Source organism: Tamlana crocina, from assembly GCA_040429635.1.
Classification (GTDB): Bacteria; Bacteroidota; Bacteroidia; order Flavobacteriales; family Flavobacteriaceae; genus Flavisericum; species Flavisericum crocinum.
Genome location: CP158972.1, coordinates 2,489,247 through 2,512,422, shown reverse-complemented (window position 1 = coordinate 2,512,422; position 23,176 = coordinate 2,489,247). Strand labels below are relative to the sequence as shown.

19 protein-coding genes are annotated in these 23,176 nt (G+C 38.7%); 11 read left to right on the top strand and 8 right to left on the bottom strand.

Going from position 1 to position 23,176, the window contains the following annotated elements; translation table 11 throughout:
* Window positions 1-28 precede the first annotated feature (28 nt).
* Window positions 29-1,603, top strand: a complete 1,575-nt coding sequence (rny, locus tag ABI125_11145; protein XCF05279.1) for a ribonuclease Y — start codon at window positions 29-31, stop codon at window positions 1,601-1,603.
* Between the two features lie 78 nt (window positions 1,604-1,681).
* On the opposite strand, the gene xerD is transcribed toward rny, so the two are convergent.
* Window positions 1,682-2,584 (bottom strand): site-specific tyrosine recombinase XerD, encoded by a 903-nt coding sequence (gene xerD / locus ABI125_11140; GenBank protein XCF05278.1) that lies wholly within the window; start codon window positions 2,582-2,584, stop codon window positions 1,682-1,684.
* A gap of 221 nt (window positions 2,585-2,805) precedes the next feature.
* Between xerD and ABI125_11135 the strand changes: the two genes are divergently transcribed.
* Both ABI125_11135 and aroQ read left to right on the top strand, forming a co-directional pair.
* On the top strand, window positions 2,806-3,315 hold the full coding sequence (locus ABI125_11135) for a hypothetical protein (GenBank protein XCF05277.1): 510 nt from the start codon (window positions 2,806-2,808) through the stop codon (window positions 3,313-3,315).
* Window positions 3,316-3,392: 77 nt separating this feature from the next.
* A complete protein-coding gene (gene aroQ, locus ABI125_11130; GenBank protein ID XCF05276.1) occupies window positions 3,393-3,809 on the top strand; it encodes a type II 3-dehydroquinate dehydratase in 417 nt (138 codons plus the stop codon).
* 128 nt (window positions 3,810-3,937) lie between these two features.
* On the opposite strand, the gene lpdA is transcribed toward aroQ, so the two are convergent.
* Complete coding sequence (gene lpdA, locus ABI125_11125; protein XCF05275.1) at window positions 3,938-5,314, bottom strand: dihydrolipoyl dehydrogenase; 1,377 nt, start codon at window positions 5,312-5,314, stop codon at window positions 3,938-3,940.
* 107 nt (window positions 5,315-5,421) lie between these two features.
* Between lpdA and ABI125_11120 the strand changes: the two genes are divergently transcribed.
* Entirely contained in the window at window positions 5,422-6,708 is a 1,287-nt protein-coding gene (locus ABI125_11120) for an NAD(P)/FAD-dependent oxidoreductase (GenBank protein ID XCF05274.1), read from the top strand.
* A 155-nt stretch (window positions 6,709-6,863) separates the two neighbouring features.
* Here the strand turns inward: ABI125_11120 and ABI125_11115 are convergent, their stop codons facing one another.
* Window positions 6,864-8,030 (bottom strand): agmatine deiminase family protein, encoded by a 1,167-nt coding sequence (locus tag ABI125_11115; protein ID XCF05273.1) that lies wholly within the window; start codon window positions 8,028-8,030, stop codon window positions 6,864-6,866.
* Window positions 8,031-8,503: 473 nt separating this feature from the next.
* Window positions 8,504-8,986: a peptide-methionine (R)-S-oxide reductase MsrB gene (gene msrB, locus ABI125_11110; protein ID XCF05272.1), complete on the bottom strand. Its 483-nt coding sequence runs from the start codon at window positions 8,984-8,986 to the stop codon at window positions 8,504-8,506.
* A gap of 142 nt (window positions 8,987-9,128) precedes the next feature.
* On the opposite strand from msrB, the gene ABI125_11105 reads away from it, so the two are divergent.
* Together ABI125_11105 and ABI125_11100 are read left to right on the top strand one after the other, a co-directional pair.
* Window positions 9,129-9,944, top strand: a complete 816-nt coding sequence (locus ABI125_11105; protein ID XCF05271.1) for a M48 family metallopeptidase — start codon at window positions 9,129-9,131, stop codon at window positions 9,942-9,944.
* A 68-nt stretch (window positions 9,945-10,012) separates the two neighbouring features.
* Entirely contained in the window at window positions 10,013-11,332 is a 1,320-nt protein-coding gene (locus ABI125_11100; protein ID XCF05270.1) for an MFS transporter, read from the top strand.
* Here ABI125_11100 and ABI125_11095 read toward each other — a convergent pair.
* Window positions 11,329-11,730 carry a hypothetical protein gene (locus ABI125_11095; protein XCF05269.1) on the bottom strand — a complete coding sequence of 134 codons (402 nt, stop codon included), beginning with the start codon at window positions 11,728-11,730 and terminating at the stop codon, window positions 11,329-11,331. The genes ABI125_11100 and ABI125_11095 overlap by 4 nt on opposite strands.
* Before the next feature lie 93 nt (window positions 11,731-11,823).
* On the bottom strand, window positions 11,824-14,127 hold the full coding sequence (gene metE / locus ABI125_11090; GenBank protein XCF05268.1) for a 5-methyltetrahydropteroyltriglutamate--homocysteine S-methyltransferase: 2,304 nt from the start codon (window positions 14,125-14,127) through the stop codon (window positions 11,824-11,826).
* Window positions 14,128-14,255: 128 nt separating this feature from the next.
* Between metE and ABI125_11085 the strand changes: the two genes are divergently transcribed.
* On the top strand, window positions 14,256-14,744 hold the full coding sequence (locus ABI125_11085; protein ID XCF05267.1) for an Lrp/AsnC family transcriptional regulator: 489 nt from the start codon (window positions 14,256-14,258) through the stop codon (window positions 14,742-14,744).
* Between the two features lie 60 nt (window positions 14,745-14,804).
* Here ABI125_11085 and ABI125_11080 read toward each other — a convergent pair whose 3' ends face one another.
* The gene (locus ABI125_11080) at window positions 14,805-17,351 is read right to left on the bottom strand and encodes an ATP-dependent Clp protease ATP-binding subunit (protein ID XCF05266.1); all 2,547 of its coding nucleotides are present in this window, start codon (window positions 17,349-17,351) and stop codon (window positions 14,805-14,807) included.
* A gap of 257 nt (window positions 17,352-17,608) precedes the next feature.
* Here ABI125_11080 and gyrA point away from each other — a divergent pair, with 257 nt between their 5' ends.
* The 4 genes from gyrA to ABI125_11060 all read left to right on the top strand — a co-directional run bounded on the left by gyrA (window position 17,609) and on the right by ABI125_11060 (window position 22,585).
* Window positions 17,609-20,173, top strand: coding sequence for a DNA gyrase subunit A (gene gyrA, locus ABI125_11075; protein ID XCF05265.1), 2,565 nt, complete (start codon window positions 17,609-17,611; stop codon window positions 20,171-20,173).
* Window positions 20,174-20,196: 23 nt separating this feature from the next.
* The gene (locus tag ABI125_11070) at window positions 20,197-21,447 is read left to right on the top strand and encodes a tetratricopeptide repeat protein (GenBank protein XCF05264.1); all 1,251 of its coding nucleotides are present in this window, start codon (window positions 20,197-20,199) and stop codon (window positions 21,445-21,447) included.
* Window positions 21,448-21,552: 105 nt separating this feature from the next.
* Window positions 21,553-22,107 (top strand): YfiT family bacillithiol transferase, encoded by a 555-nt coding sequence (locus ABI125_11065; protein XCF05263.1) that lies wholly within the window; start codon window positions 21,553-21,555, stop codon window positions 22,105-22,107.
* Window positions 22,100-22,585, top strand: a complete 486-nt coding sequence (locus ABI125_11060) for an N-acetyltransferase family protein (protein XCF05262.1) — start codon at window positions 22,100-22,102, stop codon at window positions 22,583-22,585. The genes ABI125_11065 and ABI125_11060 overlap by 8 nt, the downstream gene beginning before the upstream one ends.
* Here ABI125_11060 and ABI125_11055 read toward each other — a convergent pair.
* Window positions 22,582-23,139, bottom strand: a complete 558-nt coding sequence (locus tag ABI125_11055; protein XCF05261.1) for a thioredoxin family protein — start codon at window positions 23,137-23,139, stop codon at window positions 22,582-22,584. The genes ABI125_11060 and ABI125_11055 overlap by 4 nt on opposite strands.
* Between the last annotated feature and the right edge of the window lie 37 nt (window positions 23,140-23,176).

Here is a 23,176-nt window from a genome sequence, read left to right as displayed (position 1 = left end):
TTATATATGTAAATTAACTAAATCAAAGATGGACAACTCAATTATATTTGCAGTGGGTGGTGTTATTTTAGGGCTAATTGTAGGCTTTATTATAGCTAAAATACTAGAGAAAAATAATGCTTCAAAATTGGTAAAGGAGGCCAAGAAAAATGCCGCCTTAATTCTTAAGGAAGCCAATAGTGAAGGCGAAAGCATTAAAAAGGACAAGATTCTTCAAGCCAAGGAAAAGTTCATAGAACTTAAAGCGGAGCACGAAAAGGTTATTTTGGCACGCGACAAAAAGATGGATGAAGCTGTTAAGCGTACGCGTGATAAAGAATCGCAGGTTTCGAGTGAACTTTCCAAAACGAAAAAACTTAACGACAGTTTAGAAGGGAAAATAAACGACTACAATCACCGATTGGAAGTACTTGATAAAAGACAGGAAGAGGTTGACAGATTGCACAAAAGCCAAGTGCAGCAATTGGAGGTGATTTCTAGCCTTTCTGCGGAAGAAGCCAAAGAGCAGTTGGTTGAATCGCTTAAAGGAGAGGCGAAGAATGATGCCATGGCTTACATTCAAAGTACCTTGGAAGAAGCGAAATTAACGGCTGAACAGGACGCTAAAAAAATCATCATCAACACAATCCAGCGAATTGGAACGGAAGAAGCCGTTGATAACTGTGTGTCTGTTTTCAATATTGAATCGGATGATGTAAAAGGCCGAATCATTGGTAGAGAAGGACGTAACATCCGCGCCATTGAAGCGGCTACAGGTGTTGAGATTATCGTTGACGATACGCCGGAAGCAATTATATTATCCTGCTTTGATTCCGTTAGGAGAGAGGTAGCCAGACTATCGTTGCACAAATTGGTAACCGATGGACGAATTCACCCTGCGAGAATCGAAGAAGTGGTTAAAAAGACCCAAAAGCAGATAGAGCAAGAAATTATAGAGGTGGGTAAACGTACCGTTATCGATTTGGGTATTCACAATTTGAATCCAGAGTTGATTAAGATGGTTGGTAGGATGAAATACCGTTCATCTTACGGTCAAAACCTATTGCAGCATTCGCGCGAAGTGGCTAAACTTTGTGGTGTAATGGCAGCAGAATTAGGGTTGAATCCGAAATTGGCCAAACGTGCCGGACTATTGCACGATATAGGAAAAGTGCCAGATGCCGAAGCCGACATGGAAACACCGCACGCTATTTTAGGTATGCAGTGGGCTGAAAAATACGGCGAGAAAGCTGAAGTTTGTAACGCGATTGGAGCGCACCACGACGAAGTTGAAATGAAATCGTTATTGGCGCCAATCATTCAAGTGTGTGATGCTATTTCTGGAGCTAGACCAGGGGCGCGTCGTCAAGTGTTGGACAGTTATATTCAGCGTTTAAAGGATTTGGAAGATATTGCTTTTGGCTTTACGGGCGTAAAAAAGGCTTATGCTATTCAGGCAGGTAGAGAACTTAGGGTAATTGTTGAAAGTGAAAAGGTGGATGACCAAAAAGCAGCCGACTTATCATTCAACATTTCACAGAAAGTTCAAACCGATATGACTTACCCTGGGCAAGTTAAAGTGACTGTGATTAGGGAAACGAGAGCAGTAAATATTGCCAAATAAGTTAGTCCTGCGATAGCAGGAATCTTTAATTAAATATTAAAATTAAATCCAGTTCAATTTTGAGCTGGATTTTTTTGTTTATCGACTTTTGCGAGGGTGGAATTTCTCAACCGTTTCCGTTAAATGTGTTTCGTCCATATGCACATAAATTTCGGTAGTGGTGATGCTTTCGTGACCCAACATGAGCTGGATGGAACGCAAATCGGCATTATTTTGCAATAAATGTGTCGCGAAAGAATGCCTAAAAGTGTGCGGAGAGATGCTCTTTTTTAATCCGATTTTTTCAGCCAATTGTTTGATAATGGTAAATACCATGGCGCGGGTGAGTTGCTTCCCTCTTCGGTTTAAAAATAAAGTGTCTTCATGTCCATTTTGTATTGAAATGTGGGGTCTCACTTCATTTTTGTAGATGTTGATGTATTTTTGGGTCAGGTCAACAATGGGGACAAAACGCTGTTTGTCACCTTTCCCTGTAACTTTTATAAAACCTTCGTCAAAAAACAGGTCAGAAATTTTTAAGTTAATCAATTCGCTAACTCGCAGTCCGCAGCCGTATAGGGTTTCCAGCATGGCGCGGTTGCGTTCACCTTCCGGTTTACTTAAATCTATGGCGCTTATAATTTGGTCAATTTCCTCTTCCGATAAGGTGTCTGGTAGCTTTCTGCCAATTTTGGGTGATTCTATGAGTTCCAAAGGATTGCTTTCCCGGTAATCTTCAAAAACCAAATAATCGAAAAAACTTCTAAGTCCAGAAATAAACCGTGATTGAGAGCGTGCACTCACGCTTTTAGCGGTTTCGTAAATGCACTCTTGAATGGTTTTGGTGGATATATCGATAGGTGAGATGGTGATATTATTGCTTTTTAAAAAGGAAATCAGTTTTTTTATATCGAGAGCATAATTGTTGATGGAGTTTTCTGAAAGCCCACGTTCAATTTTTAAATACAATTGATAATCCTTAAGTGCATTTTGCCATTTCATTGTTTAAAATTATGGAAATATTTAATAATCAGGGTGTTTTTGGGGTACGTATTTATACGCATTTTTTAGTGTTTGTGTTAATAACTATTATTTTAAACAACACATAAACAGTTTGTTATGTTTTATTGTTGATAAAATTGTTGATAACATAATTAGTTTTGTAGGATTTTCCAAAAATTTGATCTTAATTTGTCAATATCAAACTAAAAACATTTTTTATTATGAAAAAATTATTTTTATTGGCTGCTATTGCAGTATTCGGAATTGGTAGTGTTAATGCACAAGGTAGTGCTCTGTCGGAAGGAAGTTGGGTTATTGAAGCTAATACAGGTTCTTGGACTACAGGTAGTACTGCTTTTTCTTTGACTTCAGTAGATGGTGAGACTATGTGGTCTGCTGGAGCTGAAGCAGGTTATTTTGTTAAAGAAAGCTTAGCTATAAAAGCAGGGTTGGGTTATTCAGATGCTGGTGGTGACTTGTCTTCATTTAGTTATAAGATTGGAGCTAAGTATTATATAGCCAATGAGTTCCCTGTTGGAGTGGATTATACAGGGACTAGTATTAAAGATTTTGATGAAAACCCTTCATATGTAGGGATAGAAGGGGGGTATGCTTGGTTTTTAGCAGACAATGTATCTTTTGAGCCTAAACTTAGATACAATATTTCTATGAATAGCGACTTTTATGATGATGCGTTACAATTCTTAATCGGGTTTGCCATTCATATTTAATCTATGAAAATATAAAAGTCAAAGCCGAGGTTTTAGTCCTCGGTTTTTTTATATCATAACTTTTGTATTTTTACCACATGAAAAAAATCCTTATTATCAACGGGCCAAATCTAAATTTACTTGGTAAAAGAGAGCCCAATATCTACGGAAGCTTAACGTTTACTGAGTTTTTTGACACTATAAAAGATAAGTACCAGAATGTGGAATTGAGTTATTATCAATCGAATATTGAAGGAGAAATAATAGATAAATTACACGAAGTAGGGTTTAGCTACGATGGCGTAGTTTTAAATGCAGGTGCCTACACCCATACCTCCATTGGAATAGGAGATGCGATTAAAGGTATTGAAACGCCGGTTGTTGAGGTGCATATTTCCAACACATTTGGCCGGGAAGAGTTTAGGCACCAATCATATATTTCACCGAATGCAAAAGGTGTTATTTTGGGTTTCGGTTTGCAGAGTTACGAATTGGCCATCCAAAGTTTTTTATAGACTATCTTAGACTTCTAGATTTTTAGATAACTTAGAGTTTAAATTTTATTAAAAAGCAAAAAGGTTTCAGAAATTCTGAAACCTTTTTTATATCTAAGAAGTCTAAACTTCTAATTTCTCTAAAAAGTCTAAATATGAATCACTTCATCATAAGCTGCAGCAACGGCTTCCATAACCGCTTCACTCATAGTTGGGTGAGGGTGAACGGCTTTTAATACTTCGTGGCCTGTAGTTTCCAGTTTTCTACCTAAAACGGCTTCGGCAATCATATCGGTAACGCCGGCACCAATCATGTGGCAACCTAACCATTCGCCGTATTTGGCATCAAAAATAACTTTTACAAAACCATCTTTGTTTCCGCCGGCACTGGCTTTACCAGAGGCCGAGAACGGGAATTTCCCCACTTTTATATCGTAACCTTTTTCTTTGGCAGCTTTTTCGGTTAATCCAACGCTGGCAATCTCTGGGGTGCAGTATGTACAACCCGGAATGTTGCCATAGTCGATAGGCTCAACATGCATCCCAGCAATTTTTTCAACACACAAAATACCTTCAGCAGAAGCCACGTGCGCCAAAGCCTGGCCTGGAGTAACATCACCAATAGCGTAGTAACCCGGCATGTTGGTTTGGTAGTAATCGTTAACGATAATTTTGTCTCTATCAACCACAATACCCACATCTTCCAATCCGATGTTTTCAATATTGGTTTTAATTCCAACGGCACTTAAAATGACATCGGCCTCAAGAACTTCTTCTCCTTTTTTAGTTTTAACAGTCGCTTTTACGCCTTTTCCCGAAGTATCTACTTTAGTGACTTCAGCAGAGGTCATTACATTGATACCACTCTTTTTAAACGAGCGTTCCAATTGTTTTGAAACGTCTTCGTCTTCAACAGGCACTACATTCGGCAAATATTCAACAACCGTCACTTCGGTGCCCATGGAGTTGTAGAAATAGGCAAACTCCACTCCAATCGCGCCCGATCCAACCACAATCATTTTTTTAGGTTGCTTTTTCAAGCTCATCGCTTCACGGTAACCTATCACTTTTTCACCATCTTGCGGTAAGCTAGGCAATTCGCGGCTACGCGCTCCAGTAGCAATAATAATATGGTCGGCACTGTATTCAGTACCATCAACATCTACTTTTTTGCCCGGTTTAATTTTTCCGTAGCCATTAATAACGTCTATTTTGTTCTTCTTCATTAAAAACTGAACCCCTTTGCTCATCCCGTCGGCCACACCACGGCTGCGCTTTACTACCGCATCAAAATCGTGTTTGGCATCTTTTACGGTTAAACCATAATCTTCAGCATGTTTCAGGTATTCAAATACTTGGGCCGACTTCAATAAGGCTTTAGTTGGGATACATCCCCAATTTAAACATACGCCCCCAAGATTTTCTTTTTCAACTACAGCGGTTTTAAAACCTAATTGCGATGCTCTAATAGCCGTAACATAACCACCAGGACCACTTCCAAGAACAATAATATCGTATTTACTCATTTGTTAAAATTTAGGCTACGAATTTACGAAATCGAATTTTAATAAGGAATTTAGAACGTCCTAAAATTTGCATCTTTATGCTACCTTTGCCCTGTAAGTATCAATTTATGAACATACCAAGAACGAGTTTTCCGCGAATTGTAATTATTGGAGGCGGTTTTGCCGGAGTGGCATTGGCCAAAAAACTATCCAAACAAGAAGTGCAGGTAGTGCTTCTCGATAAGCATAATTACCATACTTTTCAACCTTTATTGTATCAAGTTTCTACAGGTGGATTGGAGCCCGATTCCATTGCATACCCCATTCGGAAGATATTGAAGGATTTCCCTAATTTTTATTTTAGACTGGCGAATGTGGAGGAAATCGACACTGAAAAGAACAAGGTAATTACTGATATTGGAAAATTGAAGTTCGATTATTTGGTCGTGGCTTCGGGATCTACAACCAATTATTTCGGAAATGCTGAAATTGAAAAGAACAGTATGGCCATGAAAACCGTGCCGCAATCGTTGAATTTGCGTAGTTTGATTCTTGAAAATTTTGAAGATGCCCTGTTGACTTCCGATTTAAACGAGCGCAACGCCCTGATGAATTTTGTAATTGTGGGTGGCGGACCAACCGGCGTGGAATTGGCAGGGGCTTTGGCTGAAATTAAAAAAGGCATTTTGCCCAAGGATTATCCCGATTTGGATACGCGCATGGCACAGATACATATTATCCAGTCGGGCGATTGTATATTGAAAGGCATGAGCGATAAGGCTTCGCAAAAAGCCGAAGATTTCCTTGAAAAGCTGGGCGTTCAGGTTTGGAAAAATGTACGGGTAACCAATTACGACGGAAAAACCGTTACCACCAATACCGATTTGATTTTTGAAACCGCAACTGTGGTTTGGGCAGCAGGTGTAAAAGGAGCGACTATAAAAGGATTGGATGCTGAAGCGTTCATTACCCGTGGCAACAGGATTTTAGTGAACGAATTTAATCAAGTAAAAGGTTTCAATCATATTTTTGCCGCAGGCGATATTGCTTGCATGGTTACCGATGAATTTCCAAATGGACTGCCCATGATGGCACAGCCGGCCATTCAGCAGGGCGAACAGTTGGGCGATAACATGCTGCGCCTCATTGAAGAAAAACCTATGGAACCGTTTAAGTATAAAGACAAAGGTGCTATGGCTACCATTGGAAGAAATAAAGCCGTGGTTGATTTAAAACGTTGGAAATTTCAGGGGGTGTTTGCTTGGTACGTTTGGATGTTTGTTCACTTGTTCTTTCTCATTGGTTTTAGAAACCGCATGGTGGTTTTTGTAAACTGGGTGTACAATTATATTCGGTTTGACCGGGAGGCAAGGTTGATTATCCGACCGTTTAAGAAGAAGTTGAAATCAGAATAATTACAAATCATACTTAAAATGGATGTTTTTCTCCCCTTAGCTGAATTTTTCTTGATTATATATCGAAGAGTCACCATTTGGTATTGAAAGCAAATGCCAATCGTTATCTTTTTAGAAGTTTGCCTAATTGGTTGTTTTTCAATAAAACCGATGTGCTATGCTACTTTTTTCCTTTTCTTTGGTTTTGGCTTATTAATTGCTACGCAATGAAACCCTCCACCGTTTCTGTTCAACTCTATACAATCGAGCATGACGATCTCTTTTTCAGGGAATATACTCTTAAATATAATTTCTACCTTAGAGTCCTTAGAAATTGCTTCATCGCTCTTTAAATACTGAGCATAGCTTGGTACAATTACTTTATTTTTAGTGATAATAAAGTTTAGGTAACTGGTGGGTTTTATAAAAATTTTAGTTTCATTGAAGTTTGATTCTTTTTCAAAAAGTAGAGGGGCGACAGGTATCCGAATTATATTTAACGGATTACCATCTTGATCTAAAGAATTTTTTAAGATAGTGTAATTTTCTTCCAATCGTTTATTAGCTATTTTTGATATAGGGTTAGTATTTGTTTCATTTTTATCTACTTCGGCAAGCAAAACTGTATTTGGAGAAATAAATCTGCAAAAATTATCTATATGGTTCGCCCCATCTGTGTAAATATTTTCAAATATGGGCGTTGTGGCAAACACGGCATCTTGGGGAAGCCCCCTTTTTAACCATATAATTTTTTTTACGCCTATTTTTTTCCTCAACTCTTTAGCTATCATATCTTTGGTGAGGCTTGGGTTGCTTTCTAATTCATGTTCTTCAACCAAAATAGCCAATCCTTTTCCATTTAATTCTCTGGCACCGCCAATTCCCACAATTTTAGAAGCTCTGAGTCTTTCCTTTACAAAGGCTTGGTATTCATAGGGAAATATATTTTCTGTATGATTGTAGTAATTAAAACTTAAAATTTTGGTTTTATTTGTTTTTTCATTATTCAAGAAAACTGGGCCAAAGTCTCTAATCCAAATATTGTTATTAGTAATACTTTGCAATTGAACATTGTCCATATTAACACCAAATAGGTTGAGTTGACCAAATAAACTATCTAGGTGGGTTGGTTGAGGCACAAATAATGTTACTTGGTCGTCTTCGGCTAAATTTTTTATAAACTCCTTATAGGTTTTAACATGTGTGTTAGACCAAACAACCAAATGAGATTCAGTTTCATCAAAATCGGTAGAGGCTTGATATTCTTGGTTGTATCCTATAAAAAACCATGTTAAACTTAGTGCCATCACCAGGAAAGCAATAACAATTTTTATTGTTTTCATATAATACATTTAATCGGTCTAAATTAAATGTAAATTCATTGAATAAAAAAGTTAATTTTTAGATGGTTTTAATAAAAAAAAGAATTCCTTAACGCTCTGTGTTTGGGTTTCTGTTGAAATTTCATTCCTGTGAAATCGAAGATTCATGAGTTCAAAAATTAAGAATAAGTACCCATGAATAAAACGGAAATCTAAATACGGTACCGAAAGCTTTCGGATATGTTTTTTCAACTTGTACGGTCAAAAATGAAACGAGCGAAATATTCCTACGTATCTGTCTCGGAATAGTTCGTTTCAAGAAATCTTTTATTTAAAAAGAAACCCCTATAGCATCAAGGATTATAATGTTTTTCGTTTTATGTGATTTGTGGTTTGGATGAAATTTTAAAGTGAGTAAATAGGTAAAATAGATACGTATCGATTATAAATCGCAGAGGGATTGAAAAATCATTTGAAAATCAAAGCCAAGGTTTTTATGGGAGGTTTTTATTCGTAACAAAATCTAAGGCTACTCCGTTTATACAATGCCTTTTTCCAGTGGTGTTTTTAGGGCCGTCGTTAAAAACATGTCCCAAATGGCCGCCACAGGTAGCACAGTGTTCTTCGGTGCGTGCGTAGCCTAAATCATAATCGGTTGAAAAAGCCACGTTGCCTTTTATCTCACGGTCAAAACTGGGCCAACCCGTACCAGAATCGAATTTATGTTCACTTTTAAAAAGTGGTGTTTGGCATGCTGCGCAAACGTAAACACCGGCTTTGTAGTTTTTGTTCAACGGACTCGAAAAAGCACGTTCTGTTCCAGCCTTGCGCAAAACGTAAAATTCCATATCGGTCAGTTCAGCTTTCCATTCGGCTTCGGTTTTTGTAATCTTAAAATCTGTTTTCTTGGGCTTTTGCGTGTTTCCTTTGCAATTGAATAAAAGTATGGCTAGGACCACTAAGGCTGTTTTTTTCATGAAATGTTTTTTTAAACTAGTCGTGATTGGGTCAAAAACTTAACGTTCTCAGCCAAAAGAATAGTGACAAATTATTGATATTAGTGTCGTAATATAAAGGTATGATTTTTGTATTTTTATAATCGAATAAAAGTTTTAAACGATGACATTGAAAAGAACATTTATAATATTAGGGTTGCTTTTGTTGGTAATTGCTTGTGCCACAAACCCTTTTACAGGTAAAAAAACCATGGCATTAGTGCCGAACTCACAATTATTCCCAACATCTTTTGCCCAATACAATCAGTTTTTGGGTGAAAATAAAGTAGTAACCGGAACAAAAGACGCTGAAATGATAAAACGGGTGGGGCAACGTATTGCCGTAGCAGCCGAACGATATTTGAATGCTAATGGACATCAGGGTTATTTGGCCGATTATAAATGGGAGTACAACCTTGTTGATGACAAAACCGTAAATGCATGGTGCATGCCAGGGGGTAAAATTGTTTTTTACACTGGTATCTTGCCTATAGCTGATGGAGAAACTGGCGTAGCTGCCATTATGGGACATGAAGTGGCGCACGCTTTGGCCAATCATGGTCAGCAACGTATGAGTGCCGGCATGTTGCAACAATTAGGCGCTGTTGCTGGAAATATCGCTATTCAAGATGAGCAATCCAGAAACGCTTTTAACCAATATTACGGAGTAGGTTCGCAGGTTGGTGTGATGTTGCCTTTCAGTAGGGCGCATGAAACTGAGGCCGATAAAATTGGTGTATATTTAATGGCGATAGCGGGATACGATCCTTACGAAGCTGCAGAATTATGGAAACGAATGAAAGCCAATAGTGGCGGACAAGCCCCACCGGAAATTTTAAGTACACACCCATCTAATGATAGCCGAATTGCTAATTTGGAAGCTTTGGCACCAAAAGCAGTTGTCGAGGCCAAAAAATTTGGGGTGACCTCCTTTAGGTAATGCTATATTAACTTATAACTGAAATTATTTTTCTACTTTAGAAGCTGCTAAAAAAGGCAGCTTTTTTTATGGAAAAACTTGAAAAGGGAAGTAAAAAGCTTCTTAACGCATGGGCGTTTTACGATTGGGCAAATTCGGTTTATACACTAACTATAGCGTCTTCTATTTTCCCTATTTTCTATTCGGCGTTGTTTATTTCTAATGCTTCCGAAATAAAGACCGTTTGGGCATTCGGATTCGAATTTAAAAGCACGGCACTAATCACTTTTGTAACGGCATTTACGTTTTTAGTGGTTTCAGTAATGTCGCCCATTTTGTCGGGTATTGCCGATTATGTGGGAAACAAAATGAATTTTTTAAAGTTTTTTTGTTACGTGGGCAGTGCCGGCTGTATCGGGCTATATTGGTTTGATGTTTCGCCCGAGCGCATACATTTAAGCTTATTATTCTATTTTATGGGCTTGATTGGCTACTGGGGCAGTTTGGTGTTTTATAATTCGTATTTGCCCGATATCGCATTTCCTGAGCAGCAAGATAGTATCAGTGCCAAAGGGTTTTCTTTGGGGTACTTTGGGAGTGTTATTTTATTGATAATCAATCTGGTTATGGTAATGACCCAAAGTGATGGTGAAGCAAAAATGCAAATGATGCGCTATTCGTTTATTACCGTAGGGATTTGGTGGGCTTTATTTAGTCAATACTCTTTTTATTATTTGCCCAAAGGTACTTCATCAGGACATAAAGTTACAATGAGTATTGTTTTCAACGGGCTGAAAGAATTAAGGCAAGTTTGGAAGCAACTCAAACAAAATTTAAGACTGAAACGTTATTTGTACGCTTTTTTCGTGTTCAGTATGGCGGTACAAACCATAATGCTGGTGGCGGTTTATTTTGGTGAAGAAGAAATAGCTTGGGGGAGTGACGGCGAAAAAACCACAGGTTTGATTGTTAGTATTTTGGTGATTCAATTGGTAGCCATAGCTGGGGCTATTTTAACTTCAAAAGCATCTGAAAAATTCGGAAATATAAAAGCTTTGATTGGGGTAAATTTTATTTGGATGAGTTTATGTTTTTATGCCTATTTTATGGAAACCCCTGTTCAGTTTTACATTGCGGCCGGTATAGTTGGTTTGGTGATGGGTGGCGTACAATCGCTGGCGCGTTCTACGTATTCAAAGTTTTTACCTGAAACGGATGATACCACTTCGTATTTCAGTTTTTATGATGTGGCCGAAAAAATAGGTATCGTAATTGGTATGGTTATTTTCGCTAGTATCGACCAAATAACGGGTACCATGCGAAATGCGATTCTATTTTTATTTATTTTCTTCTTGTTTGGAATTATTCTTTTGTTTCGAGTACCAAAAACGAATAAAGACAATTTCTAATTGTTGACGCAATTCGTGTTTTTACCGTTCTGGTTCAACAAGGAATGGCCCCAGTTAACAGCGCTTTCAATGGTTTTGAAAGATTCGAAAGGCGTAGAGGAAAATAGTTTTTCAATTTTAACATTATTGAATGCTAGTGGGGTGTTGGCTACAACCGCGATGCCTGCCAAATTTTCTATTAATGAGGTTTTTTTGTAAACCGAAGGATTAACGGAGTACGAGTTTTTTCGGATGGTGATGTAAACAAACATTTTGTTGCTAAAGTAAGTATCAGCGATGTCTTCCAAAATTTCGCTCGAACTCATTTCAACGCTTTTACCTTCGTTAATTTCAACAATTAAGAGGTTTTCGTAAATATCAAAACGTCCTATTGGAAGGTTTAAAGTCTTTCTTTTCATCTGTTTAAAGATATCAATTTTTAAAATAAAAAAGCCCAAAAGTAATACTTTTAGGCTTTTAAGAATAGGGCTTTTGATGCTAAAACTGCAAAACTATGCAGGAACAGTTTCCTCCTTTCGTAATTTCTTGGCTACGCTTACGAGGTTTTCCAAAGCTCTTTTGGTTTCGGGCCAATCACGGGTTTTTAATCCGCAATCGGGGTTTACCCAAATATGTTCTTTGGGCAATACCTGTTTAGCTTTGTTGAGTAGGTGTTCAATTTCTTCCAAGGAAGGCACTCGCGGCGAATGGATATCGTAAACACCGGGGCCAATTTCATTTGGGTATTTAAAATTCACAAAGGCGTCGAGCAATTCCATTTCAGAGCGCGAAGTTTCAATGGTAATTACATCGGCATCCATATCGGCTATACTCGAAATGATATCATTAAATTCAGAATAGCACATGTGGGTGTGTATTTGGGTGTCGTCCTTAACGGCACTTGCCGAAATTTTAAATGCATTCACAGCCCAATTGAGGTACTTATTCCATTCACTTTTCCTTAGTGGAAGCCCCTCACGAATGGCAGGTTCGTCTATTTGAATGATTTTCAATCCGTTTTTTTCCAGATCGGCTACCTCGTCGCGAATGGCCAAAGCAATTTGATTGCAGGTGGTGGCTCTCGGTTGATCATTCCGAACAAAAGACCATTGTAAAATAGTAACCGGGCCGGTGAGCATACCCTTTACGGGCAAGTTGGTGAGCGATTGCGCATAAGCCGACCATTTTACGGTAATTGCGTTTTTACGAGAAACATCTCCAAATAAAATAGGCGGTTTTACACAGCGACTACCATAGCTTTGCACCCAACCGAAATCGCTAAAAGCAAAACCATTGAGGTGTTCACCGAAATATTCCACCATATCATTACGTTCAAATTCGCCGTGTACCAACACATCCAAACCTATTCTTTCTTGAAAACGGATGGATGCTTCAATTTCGTTAGCAATCAGTTTGTCGTATTCGGGTGTGGGTAACAATCCTTTTTTGTGTTTAAGTCGCCAACTTCTAACTTCTTTGGTCTGCGGAAACGAACCAATAGTGGTTGTGGGGTAGATGGGCAAGTTTAGTGCTTGTTTTTGTTTTCTTTGTCTTTCGGGAAATGTGCTGTTCCGAAGGCTATCGGACGCTTTTAAATTTTGAATGCGATTTTTTATAGCTTCGTTGTGTATAAGTTTTGATTGCTGTTTGTTGATGTTGGCCAATTTGTTTTCTTCGAAAAGATAAAGGAAACTTTCATTTTCGTTTGAGGCTAAATTTTTTAGAGCAACAACTTCTTCCAGTTTTTGCTTGGCAAAGGCCAGCCATTGTTTAATGTTCGGGTCGATGTTTTGTTCGTGTCCTAAATCGTAAGGCACATGCAGAAGTGAACACGATGGAGCAATCCATAAATTTTCCGATGAAATTTTTTGTGATGCTTTTTCAATGGTTTTTAAAGAGGTTTCAAAATCATTTTTCCAAATGTTTCTGCCGTCAACAATCCCTAAGGCTAATTTGGTTTTTGGGTTGTAATGTTCGGAATTTAAAATATCATCCAATTGCAAAGAACATCGAACCAAGTCCAAATGCAAAGTATCTACAGGTAAGTTTAAGGCGGTCTTTAGGTTTTCACCGTAGCAGTCAAAATAGTTGGCTAAATAAATCTTTAAATTTGGAAATTTTTGAGCGATTTGCTGATAAGTTGAGGTGATGGCTTGTCGTTCGCTATCATTAAGGTCAAGAGCCAAACAAGGTTCGTCAAATTGAATGTATTCCACGCCAAGTTGAACCAGTTCTTCAATAATTTCAAAGTAAACGGGAAGTAGGTTTTTCAACAAATCAATCCGATTAAAGCCGGTTTCTTTTTCTTTCCCTAGCAACAAAAAGGTTACGGGCGCAATCAAAACGGGTTTCGTTTTAATGCTAAGATTTAATGCTTCTTGGTATTCATCAATCACTTTTCGGGAAAAGAAACTAAAGGATTGGTTTTTTTCGAATTCGGGAACAATGTAATGGTAGTTGGTGTCGAACCATTTGGTCATTTCCATGGCGGTCACGTCTATTCCATTTTCCTGTAGGCCTCGTGCCATGGCGAAGTAGAGTTTTGAGGTGTCGTTTTGGTCGATGGATTTAAATCGCTCAGGAATGCATCCAAGCGAAAAACACATGTCTAACACCTGATCGTAAAACGAAAAATCGTTTGAAGGAATTAGGTCAATGCCAAGTTCTTTTTGTTTCAACCAGTTTTTGCGTTTGATTTCTGAAGCTGTTTTTTGTAAGCTTTCAAGGGTTATTTTTCCTGACCAATATTGCTCGCAGGCTTTTTTGAGTTCACGTTTGTTTCCAATTCTGGGGTACCCTAAAATGGTAGTTTTCATAATTTGTAGTTTTTTAGACTGTTCAAAATTATAATTGAAGAATAAAAATGCATAATAGTGAGTTGTTTTTGGGTGAATAAACTATTTTTGGTTTTTATTATGGGTGATTAATCTTTTAAGATGTTAAAATGGAAGACTTTTTAGAAAAAAATTCTACAATAAAATTGGATGAAATCGATTTAAGGATTTTGAAATTACTACAGGCAAGGTCGAACTTAACCACAAAAGAATTGGCGTTAAAAGTGAACCTGTCGGTAACTCCAGTTTTTGAGCGTGTGAAGAAATTGGAAAAAAACGGATTTATAAAAGGTTATATAGCTGTTTTGGACGCCGAAAAACTGAATAAAGGTTTGATGGTGTTTTGTAACGTAACCCTAAAGGAGCACACCCGTGAAATTGGAAGGCAGTTTGTGAATGATATTCTGAGGTTGGAGCAGGTAGTGGAGTGTTACAATATTTCAGGTGATTACGATTTTTTGCTAAAGATAATGGTGGCTGATATGAAAGAGTACCAAAATTTTGTGTTAGACCATTTGGGCAGTATAAAGAATATAGGTAGCGCCCATAGTACATTTGTGATGGGCGAAATTAAAAATACACATGCCGTGCCCATTTAACAATATTGCAAAAAAAATAGCCCGAATAATTCGGGCTATTTCATTTTATAAATTATGATTTTACGATTCTGTTGGCTCTTCGGCCTTGGTAATCGTAATTTTTAACTCATCCGTGGCTTTATCTAAATCAATATTGATTTCATCGCCTTCCTGAAGGTGCGAAGCAACAATCTCTTCGGCCAAAGCATCTTCAACATACTTTTGAATAGCACGTTTTAGAGGTCTCGCACCATATTGCTTATCGAAACCTTTTTCGGCAATAAAATCTTTTGCCGCATCGGTTAAGGTCAATTGGTAGCCTAAGCCTTTTATTCTGGCCAATAGTTTGTCCAATTCGATATCGATGATCTTATTGATGTCTTCTTTCTCCAAAGGATTGAACACCACCACGTCGTCAATTCGGTTTAAAAATTCAGGAGCAAACGATTTTTTCAAAGCGTTTTCAATAACACTTCTTGCGTTGGCATCTTCCTGTGCCTTTTGCGACGAGGTGCCAAAACCGATTCCGGTACCGAAATCTTTCAATTTTCTGGCACCGATATTGGAAGTCATAATGATTATGGTATTTCTAAAATCAATTTTTCTTCCCAAGCTATCGGTTAAATAACCATCGTCCAGCACTTGAAGCAACATGTTAAATACATCTGGATGTGCTTTTTCAATCTCATCAAGAAGTACAACGGCGTAAGGCTTGCGTCTTACTTTTTCGGTAAGCTGCCCGCCTTCTTCGTAGCCCACATACCCCGGAGGCGCACCAATTAATCTAGAAATGGCAAATTTCTCCATGTACTCACTCATGTCTATTCTCACCAAGGAATCTTCGCTGTCGAACAGTTCGCGGGAAAGGATTTTGGCCAATTGCGTTTTACCAACACCGGTTTGACCCAAGAAAATAAACGAACCAATGGGTTTGTTCGGGTCTTTAAGTCCGGCGCGGTTACGCTGAATGGCTTTTACTACTTTACCAACGGCTTCATCCTGACCAATTACTTTACCTTTTATAAGTTTTGGCAATTCAGCCAATTTGTTGATTTCGGTTTGTGCAATTCGGTTTACCGGTACGCCGGTCATCATGGAAACTACATCGGCAACGTTATCTTCAGTAACAATTTCACGGTGTTGTTTGGTGTCTTCTTCCCATTTCTCTTGGGCAATGGCGAGCTCTTTTTCAATACGTTTCTCGTCGTCCCTTAATTTGGCCGCCTCTTCATATTTTTGTTTTCTAACTACAGCGTTTTTGGTTTCCTTGATGGCTTCCAATTGCTTCTCTAGCTCAATAATCTGTTTCGGTACATCGATATTGGTAATGTGTACTCGCGAACCCGCTTCATCCAACGCATCGATAGCTTTATCTGGTAAAAAACGGTCGGTCATGTATCTGTTCGTTAATTTTACACAGGCTTCAATGGCTTCGGGAGTGTAATCCACATTGTGGTGGTCTTCGTATTTCGTTTTGATATTGTTGAGTATTTCTATGGTTTCTTCAACCGAAGTCGGTTCAACAATTACCTTTTGGAAACGACGCTCTAAAGCACCATCTTTTTCAATATACTGTCGGTATTCATCTAAGGTAGTCGCCCCAATGCATTGAATTTCGCCACGTGCTAAAGCGGGCTTGAACATGTTTGAGGCGTCCAAACTTCCTGTGGCACCACCCGCACCTACAATAGTGTGGATCTCGTCAATGAAAAGAATAACATCGTCGTTTTTTTCAAGCTCGTTCATAACGGCTTTCATGCGCTCTTCAAATTGTCCGCGGTACTTTGTTCCCGCCACTAAACTAGCTAAATCGAGCGTTACCACGCGCTTGTTGAAAAGAATACGCGACACTTTTCGTTTTACAATACGCAAAGCCAAGCCTTCTGCAATGGCCGATTTACCCACACCGGGTTCACCGATTAAAAGCGGATTGTTTTTCTTTCTTCGGCTTAATACTTGAGAAACGCGTTCAATTTCTTTTTCCCTTCCCACAACAGGGTCAAGTTTGCCTTCTTCGGCTAAAGCCGTTAAATCGCGCCCAAAATTGTCTAAAACAGGAGTTTTGGACTTTTTGTTGCTCTTGCCCGTTGGGGAGTTGAAAATATCTTTTGAAGAGTCGTCTCCAGAACTGGTATCGTCGTCTTGAAACGATTCAGCTTTAGGGTCTATGTAGTCGTTGTCGTTCGTGATCATAAATTTAAATTGTTCTTTAACATTATCGTAGTCAACTTTCAGCTTATTTAAAAGCTTGGTAGTGGGGTCGTTTTCGTTTCTTAAAATACAGAGTAAAAGATGCGCCGTATTGATTGAGGTGCTCTGAAACAGCTTAGCCTCCAAAAAGGTGGTTTTAAGTGCACGCTCTGCCTGCCTGGTAAGGTGCAGGTTTTTCTTTTGGTTCGAAGCCACAGCAATATTTGGGTTGGCGGGGCTTAATATCTCTACTTTGCGCCTTAAGTGGTTTAAATCGATCTCTAGGGCGTTCAATATATTTATTGCTTTGCCATTGCCATCGCGCAAAAGCCCAAGCATAAGGTGTTCGGTGCCAATAAAATCATGGCCCAAACGCAATGCTTCTTCTTTGCTGTAAGCAATAACATCTTTAACTCTTGGGGAAAAATTATCATCCATATCCTTGTCCTTTCTGCATTAAAAATAGTAAAACATTTTACTAAAGGCAAAAACTGTACCTTAAATTCTATGTAAAATGCTAATTGACAAAAAAAAGTTTATAAAATCAAAATAAATGCCTGCTATTTTATCAACGGAAAAGTAGTGTGAAATTGTTAATAAAAACATGAAAAATTACCGTTGAAATACCTATCCTAACTGATGAAATACTTATATTAGCATGTTTTGAAAACTTATAAAGTTAAATTGAATTATATATGGCAGAAGGAGAAAAATTGATTCCTATTAACATTGAGGATGAAATGAAATCGGCCTACATTGATTATTCAATGTCGGTCATTGTGTCACGTGCGTTACCAGATGTAAGAGATGGTTTAAAACCAGTACACAGGCGTGTGCTTTTCGGGATGCACGAATTAGGAGTTAGAGCCAATTCGGCACATAAAAAATCCGCAAGAATAGTGGGAGAGGTTTTAGGTAAGTACCATCCGCACGGCGATTCATCGGTTTACGACGCCATGGTGCGTATGGCCCAAGATTGGAGTTTACGATATATGTTGGTTGATGGGCAAGGTAACTTCGGGTCGATAGATGGCGATAGCCCTGCAGCGATGCGTTATACCGAGGCACGTATGCGAAAAATATCTGAAGACATGTTGGCAGATATTGAAAAGGAAACCGTAGACCACCAATTAAACTTCGATGATACCTTAAAAGAACCAACGGTTCTTCCTACCCGAATCCCTGGCCTTTTAGTCAATGGGGCTTCTGGTATTGCCGTTGGTATGGCTACCAATATGCCGCCACATAACTTAACCGAGGTAGTGAACGGAACCATTGCCTATATTGACAATAACGATATTGAGGTTGATGAACTGATTCAAATTATAAAAGCACCCGATTTCCCAACCGGAGGTACCATTTATGGTTACGATGGTGTTCGCGAAGCGTTCCATACAGGAAGAGGGCGTATCGTAATGCGGGCCAAAGCGAATGTAGAGGAAGTGAACGGAAGAGAGTGTATTGTGGTTACCGAAATTCCGTACCAAGTGAACAAGGCAGACATGATCAAGAAAACTGCCGATTTGGTTAACGAGAAAAAGCTTGAAGGGATTTCTTCCATAAGGGACGAATCCGATAGAAAAGGGATGCGTATTGTTTATGTTTTAAAACGTGATGCCATTCCTAATATCGTGTTGAATAAATTATTCAAGTACACGGCGTTGCAGTCGTCGTTTAGTGTGAATAATATTGCGTTAGTTGACGGCCGTCCGCAGTTACTGAACCTAAAAGACCTGATCCATTATTTTGTGGAGCACAGGCACGAAGTAGTGGTACGCCGCACGCAATATGAATTACGTAAGGCCGAAGAGCGTGCCCATATTTTGGAAGGCTTGATTATTGCTTCAGATAACATTGACGAAGTTATTGCATTAATCCGTGCTTCTGCCAATGCCGATGAGGCCCGCGAAAAATTAATCGAGCGTTTTGAATTGACCGAAATTCAGGCCAGAGCCATTGTAGAAATGCGCTTACGCCAGTTAACCGGTCTGGAGCAAGACAAACTGCGTGCAGAGTATGATGAATTAATGATTACCATTGAAGACTTGAAAGATATCCTCGACAAAAAAGAGCGAAGAATGGGTATCATTAAGGAAGAGTTGGAAGTGGTTAAAGATAAGTACGGTGACGAACGCCGTTCAACCATCGAGTATGCCGGAGGCGATTTAAGTATCGAAGATATGATTCCGGATGAAAGAGTGGTAATTACCATTTCGCACGCCGGATATATCAAGCGTACATCCCTTAACGAATACAAAACCCAAAACAGGGGCGGTGTGGGCCAAAAGGCTTCAACCACTAGAAATGAAGATTTCTTAGAACATTTGTTCGTGGGCACTAACCACCAATACATGTTGTTCTTCACCCAAAAAGGAAAATGTTTCTGGATGCGTGTTTACGAAATACCAGAAGGTAGCAAAACGTCAAAAGGGCGTGCTATCCAAAACTTGATTAATATTGAGCAGGACGACAAGGTTATGGCGTTTATCTGTACCCAAGATCTTAAGGACGAAGAGTACATCAACAGCCATTATGTAATTATGGCGACCAAGAACGGACAGGTTAAAAAGACCTCTTTAGAGCAGTATTCACGTCCGCGTACCAACGGCATCAATGCCATTACCATTAAAGATAATGATGAATTGCTTGAAGCTAAACTGACTACCGGTAATAGCCAAGTAATGTTGGCATTAAAATCCGGTAAGGCCATCCGTTTCGAAGAAGCCAAAACCAGACCGATGGGCCGTGGAGCCTCTGGTGTTCGTGGAATCACCCTTGGGCACGATAAAGATGAAGTTATTGGCATGGTAACCATTGAAAATCCGCAAGAGGAATCGGTGTTAGTGGTTTCAGAAAACGGTTATGGTAAACGAACTTATATCGATGATCCTGAAGATGGCGAACCGGTGTATAGAATCACTAACCGTGGTGGAAAAGGTGTAAAAACCATTTCCATTACCGAAAAAACTGGTAACTTAGTGGCTATAAAGAGTGTGACCGATAATGATGATTTGATGATTATCAACAAATCTGGAATTGCCATTAGAATGGTAGTTGCCGATTTGAGAGTTATGGGGCGTGCTACACAAGGTGTTAAGCTTATTAACTTAAAAGGGAAGGATTCTATCGCAGCTGTGGCTAAAGTGATGCATGATGAAGAAGATGTAGATGAGACTGAAGGTGTTGAAAACACTGGGGTTTCGAAAGATGGCACAACTCTTGATAATAATAACGAAGACAACAATAACACAGAAAGTTAAATTTAATATTACAATTAAAAACAATGAAAAAAGGAATTCTTTTAGCATTAGCGGTTTCAATGGGTGCATTTTCGTTTGCACAAAAAAAGGAATTGAAAACGGCTGAAAAAGCTATAAAATCAAACAATTTTGCTGAGGCAAAAGGCGCTTTAAGTGCGGCTAAATCTTTAATGTCTGAAATGGACGAAAAACTAAAAGCCAAATATTACTTCTTAAATGCTCAAGCGTTGTATGCTAACGGAAAAGGTTCGGATGCCGATGTTAATGCATCTTTAGAAAGCCTTGCCAAAGTTCAAGGCGATTACCAATCTGAAGTAGCGGAATTTAAGCAAAACATGGTAAACAATATGATTAAAGTAGGTAATGAAGCCTACGAAGCCCAAGATTTTTCAAAAGCTTCAAAGTATTTTGAAAAGTCTTATAGAGCATCAACAAAAGACACCATGTTCTTGTATTATGCCGCAGCAACAGCAGTCAATGTAAAAGAGTACGATCGCGCATTATCTTTGTACGAAGAGCTTAAAGATTTAGGATACACAGGTATAAATACAGAGTACTTCGCAACAAATGTTGAGACTGGCGAAGAGGAAGTTTTAGATAAGAGCACTCGTGATTTATATGTAAAGGCTAAAAGCCATGTTAAACCAGGTGAGCGCAAAACCGAGTCTAAAAAACCAGAAATCGTTAAAAACATCGCTTTAATTTATGTTAGCGAAGGGAAGGATGATGAAGCCCTTGCAGCTTTTGAAGCAGCGAGAAAAGAAAATCCTGAAGACATCAACTTAATTTTAAGCGAAGCTAACATTCACTTTAAGTTAGGAAACAATGATAAATTTACAGAGCTTTTAGAAAAGGCAACTCAAATGGATCCTCAAAACCCAGAGTTACAGTATAATTTAGGAGTAGTTTCAGCTGAATCTGGACAACCAGAAGCTGCAAGAGCTTACTACGAAAAAGCGATTGCCCTAGATCCTAATTACGTGAACGCTTATATTAACGTAGCAGCACTTATCTTGGGAGAAGAAAAGCCGATTATTGAAGAAATGAACGGTTTGGGGACTTCAAGCGCCGATAATAAGCGTTATGATGAGTTAAGAGAAAAGCGTCAAAGCCTTTACAAAGATGCGATTCCATTTTTATCGAAAGCATTGGAAATCGACTCAGATAACCTTAATGCTGCTAAAACCTTAATGAATATTTACAGTATTTTAGGGGAAACCGATAAAAGAAACGAATTAAAAGCAAAGGTTGAAGCTATTGAAGCTGGAAACTAATAGGCTTTTAGCACTTCTAAAATAGGAGTTATTTTAAAAGACATTTTGCGCCAAACAGGATCATTTCAAAATGATTTTGTTTGGCGCAATTTTTTATATTTGTTTATGACAGATAGAGAACTCGAAAACCTAAAATATCCCATCGGGAAATTCAACTGCCCGACCGATATTACCAATCAAGAAATTGAAAACTGGATTTCAGTTTTGGAACAATTCCCGAATCGATTGGAAGCCTTGGTCATTAATCTTTCCGAAGAACAATTAAACACGCCGTATCGTCCAGGCGGTTGGAACATCAGGCAAGTGGTACACCACTTGGCAGATAGCCACCACCATTGTTACTCCCGATTAAAATGGACTTTAACCGAAGATGCTCCATTAATAAAAGCCTATTTTGAAGACCGTTGGGCCGAGCTCATCGATTATAAGGTAGCGCCCATAGAATTGTCGCTAACATATTTAAAAGCGCTTCACGCAAAAATAGTGTATTTGTTAAAACACTTGAATGAAGAAGACTTGAACAGCTATTTTGTCCACCCAGAGACCAATTCCAATTTCACTTTAAAATACACCATTGGAAATTATGCGTGGCACAGCAACCACCATTATGCACATATTGAAAATTTACTGAAACGTAAAAGTTGGCCTAAAAATGATTAGAGCGTTTCAACATAATGATGCCAAGGCTTTATTGGATATTTACAACCATTATGTACTGCATTCGGTAGCTACTTTTGATGATACGCCTTTGGAAATCGGGGTTTTTTCAGAAAAACTAAAGCATATTGAGGAAGTGTATCCCATTTTGGTTTTTGAAGAAAACAACAACATTTTAGGCTATGCTTACGGAAGCCAATTCAGGCCAAAACCAGCTTACAAAAATACCGTTGAAACTACTGTTTATGTAAAGCATGGCGAACACGGAAAGCAAATTGGTACTAAACTTTACACCGAATTACTGAGCCTTTTAAAAGCAAAAAACTTCCACATGGCGCTAGGGGTTTTGACTTTGCCCAATGATGCCAGCGTAAAACTCCACAAAAAATTAAACTTTAAACAAGTCGCCCATTTTAATGAAGTGGGGTACAAGTTTGGCCAGTGGTTGGATGTTGGGGTATTCCAGTTAAAACTGGTTTAAGGCTTCCATTTTATATTGCAGCCAATACTTGGTTTTTGCAATTGGGTATTTTCGCGTCCTTCAGCGAGGCAATCTAAAGCATGTCTTAAATCCTCACCCGTGACGGGGATGCCATTTTCAGGTCTAGAGCTATCCAATTGACCGCGGTAAACCAATTTCAAATCAGCATCAAAAACATAAAAATCGGGGGTGCAGGCCGCATCGTAAGCTTTGGCTATTTCCTGGGTTTCATCGTACAAATAAGGAAACGGGTAATGGTTTTCTTTGGCATGGACTTTCATTTTTTCAGGAGAATCCTGCGGATAGTTTTCCACATCATTGCTTGAAATCGCGACAAAACCAATCCCTTTTTCTGCGTAAGTGTTGGCCACTTTTACCATTTCTTCATTCACATGGATAACAAAAGGGCAGTGGTTGCAAATAAACATAACCACAGTGCCTTTTTCGCCTTTAATTTGCTCAATACTAACAAGGTTCTCGCTAACGGTATCCTGAAGTTCGAAAAACGGTGCTTGTGTACCGAGCGGAAGCATATTGGAAGGGGTACGTGCCATATTTAAAAGTTTAGCCCAAAGTTCGTGATAATTTATA

Bases quoted from the DNA above. Each gene is read 5' to 3' on its own strand.
- ABI125_11095 (XCF05269.1), bottom strand. From the start codon at position 11,730: ATGAAAAGAAAGACTTTAAACCTTCCAATAGGACGTTTTGATATTTAC.
- ABI125_11115 (XCF05273.1), bottom strand. From the start codon at position 8,030: ATGAAAACAATAAAAATTGTTATTGCTTTCCTGGTGATGGCACTAAGT.
- ABI125_11065 (XCF05263.1), top strand. From the start codon at position 21,553: ATGACAGATAGAGAACTCGAAAACCTAAAATATCCCATCGGGAAATTC.
- aroQ (XCF05276.1), top strand. From the start codon at position 3,393: ATGAAAAAAATCCTTATTATCAACGGGCCAAATCTAAATTTACTTGGT.
- ABI125_11080 (XCF05266.1), bottom strand. From the start codon at position 17,351: ATGGATGATAATTTTTCCCCAAGAGTTAAAGATGTTATTGCTTACAGC.
- gyrA (XCF05265.1), top strand. From the start codon at position 17,609: ATGGCAGAAGGAGAAAAATTGATTCCTATTAACATTGAGGATGAAATG.
- metE (XCF05268.1), bottom strand. From the start codon at position 14,127: ATGAAAACTACCATTTTAGGGTACCCCAGAATTGGAAACAAACGTGAA.
- ABI125_11120 (XCF05274.1), top strand. From the start codon at position 5,422: ATGAACATACCAAGAACGAGTTTTCCGCGAATTGTAATTATTGGAGGC.
- ABI125_11060 (XCF05262.1), top strand. From the start codon at position 22,100: ATGATTAGAGCGTTTCAACATAATGATGCCAAGGCTTTATTGGATATT.
- ABI125_11055 (XCF05261.1), bottom strand. From the start codon at position 23,139: ATGGCACGTACCCCTTCCAATATGCTTCCGCTCGGTACACAAGCACCG.
- msrB (XCF05272.1), bottom strand. From the start codon at position 8,986: ATGAAAAAAACAGCCTTAGTGGTCCTAGCCATACTTTTATTCAATTGC.
- ABI125_11100 (XCF05270.1), top strand. From the start codon at position 10,013: ATGGAAAAACTTGAAAAGGGAAGTAAAAAGCTTCTTAACGCATGGGCG.
- lpdA (XCF05275.1), bottom strand. From the start codon at position 5,314: ATGAGTAAATACGATATTATTGTTCTTGGAAGTGGTCCTGGTGGTTAT.
- ABI125_11105 (XCF05271.1), top strand. From the start codon at position 9,129: ATGACATTGAAAAGAACATTTATAATATTAGGGTTGCTTTTGTTGGTA.
- xerD (XCF05278.1), bottom strand. From the start codon at position 2,584: ATGAAATGGCAAAATGCACTTAAGGATTATCAATTGTATTTAAAAATT.
- rny (XCF05279.1), top strand. From the start codon at position 29: ATGGACAACTCAATTATATTTGCAGTGGGTGGTGTTATTTTAGGGCTA.
- ABI125_11085 (XCF05267.1), top strand. From the start codon at position 14,256: ATGGAAGACTTTTTAGAAAAAAATTCTACAATAAAATTGGATGAAATC.
- ABI125_11135 (XCF05277.1), top strand. From the start codon at position 2,806: ATGAAAAAATTATTTTTATTGGCTGCTATTGCAGTATTCGGAATTGGT.
- ABI125_11070 (XCF05264.1), top strand. From the start codon at position 20,197: ATGAAAAAAGGAATTCTTTTAGCATTAGCGGTTTCAATGGGTGCATTT.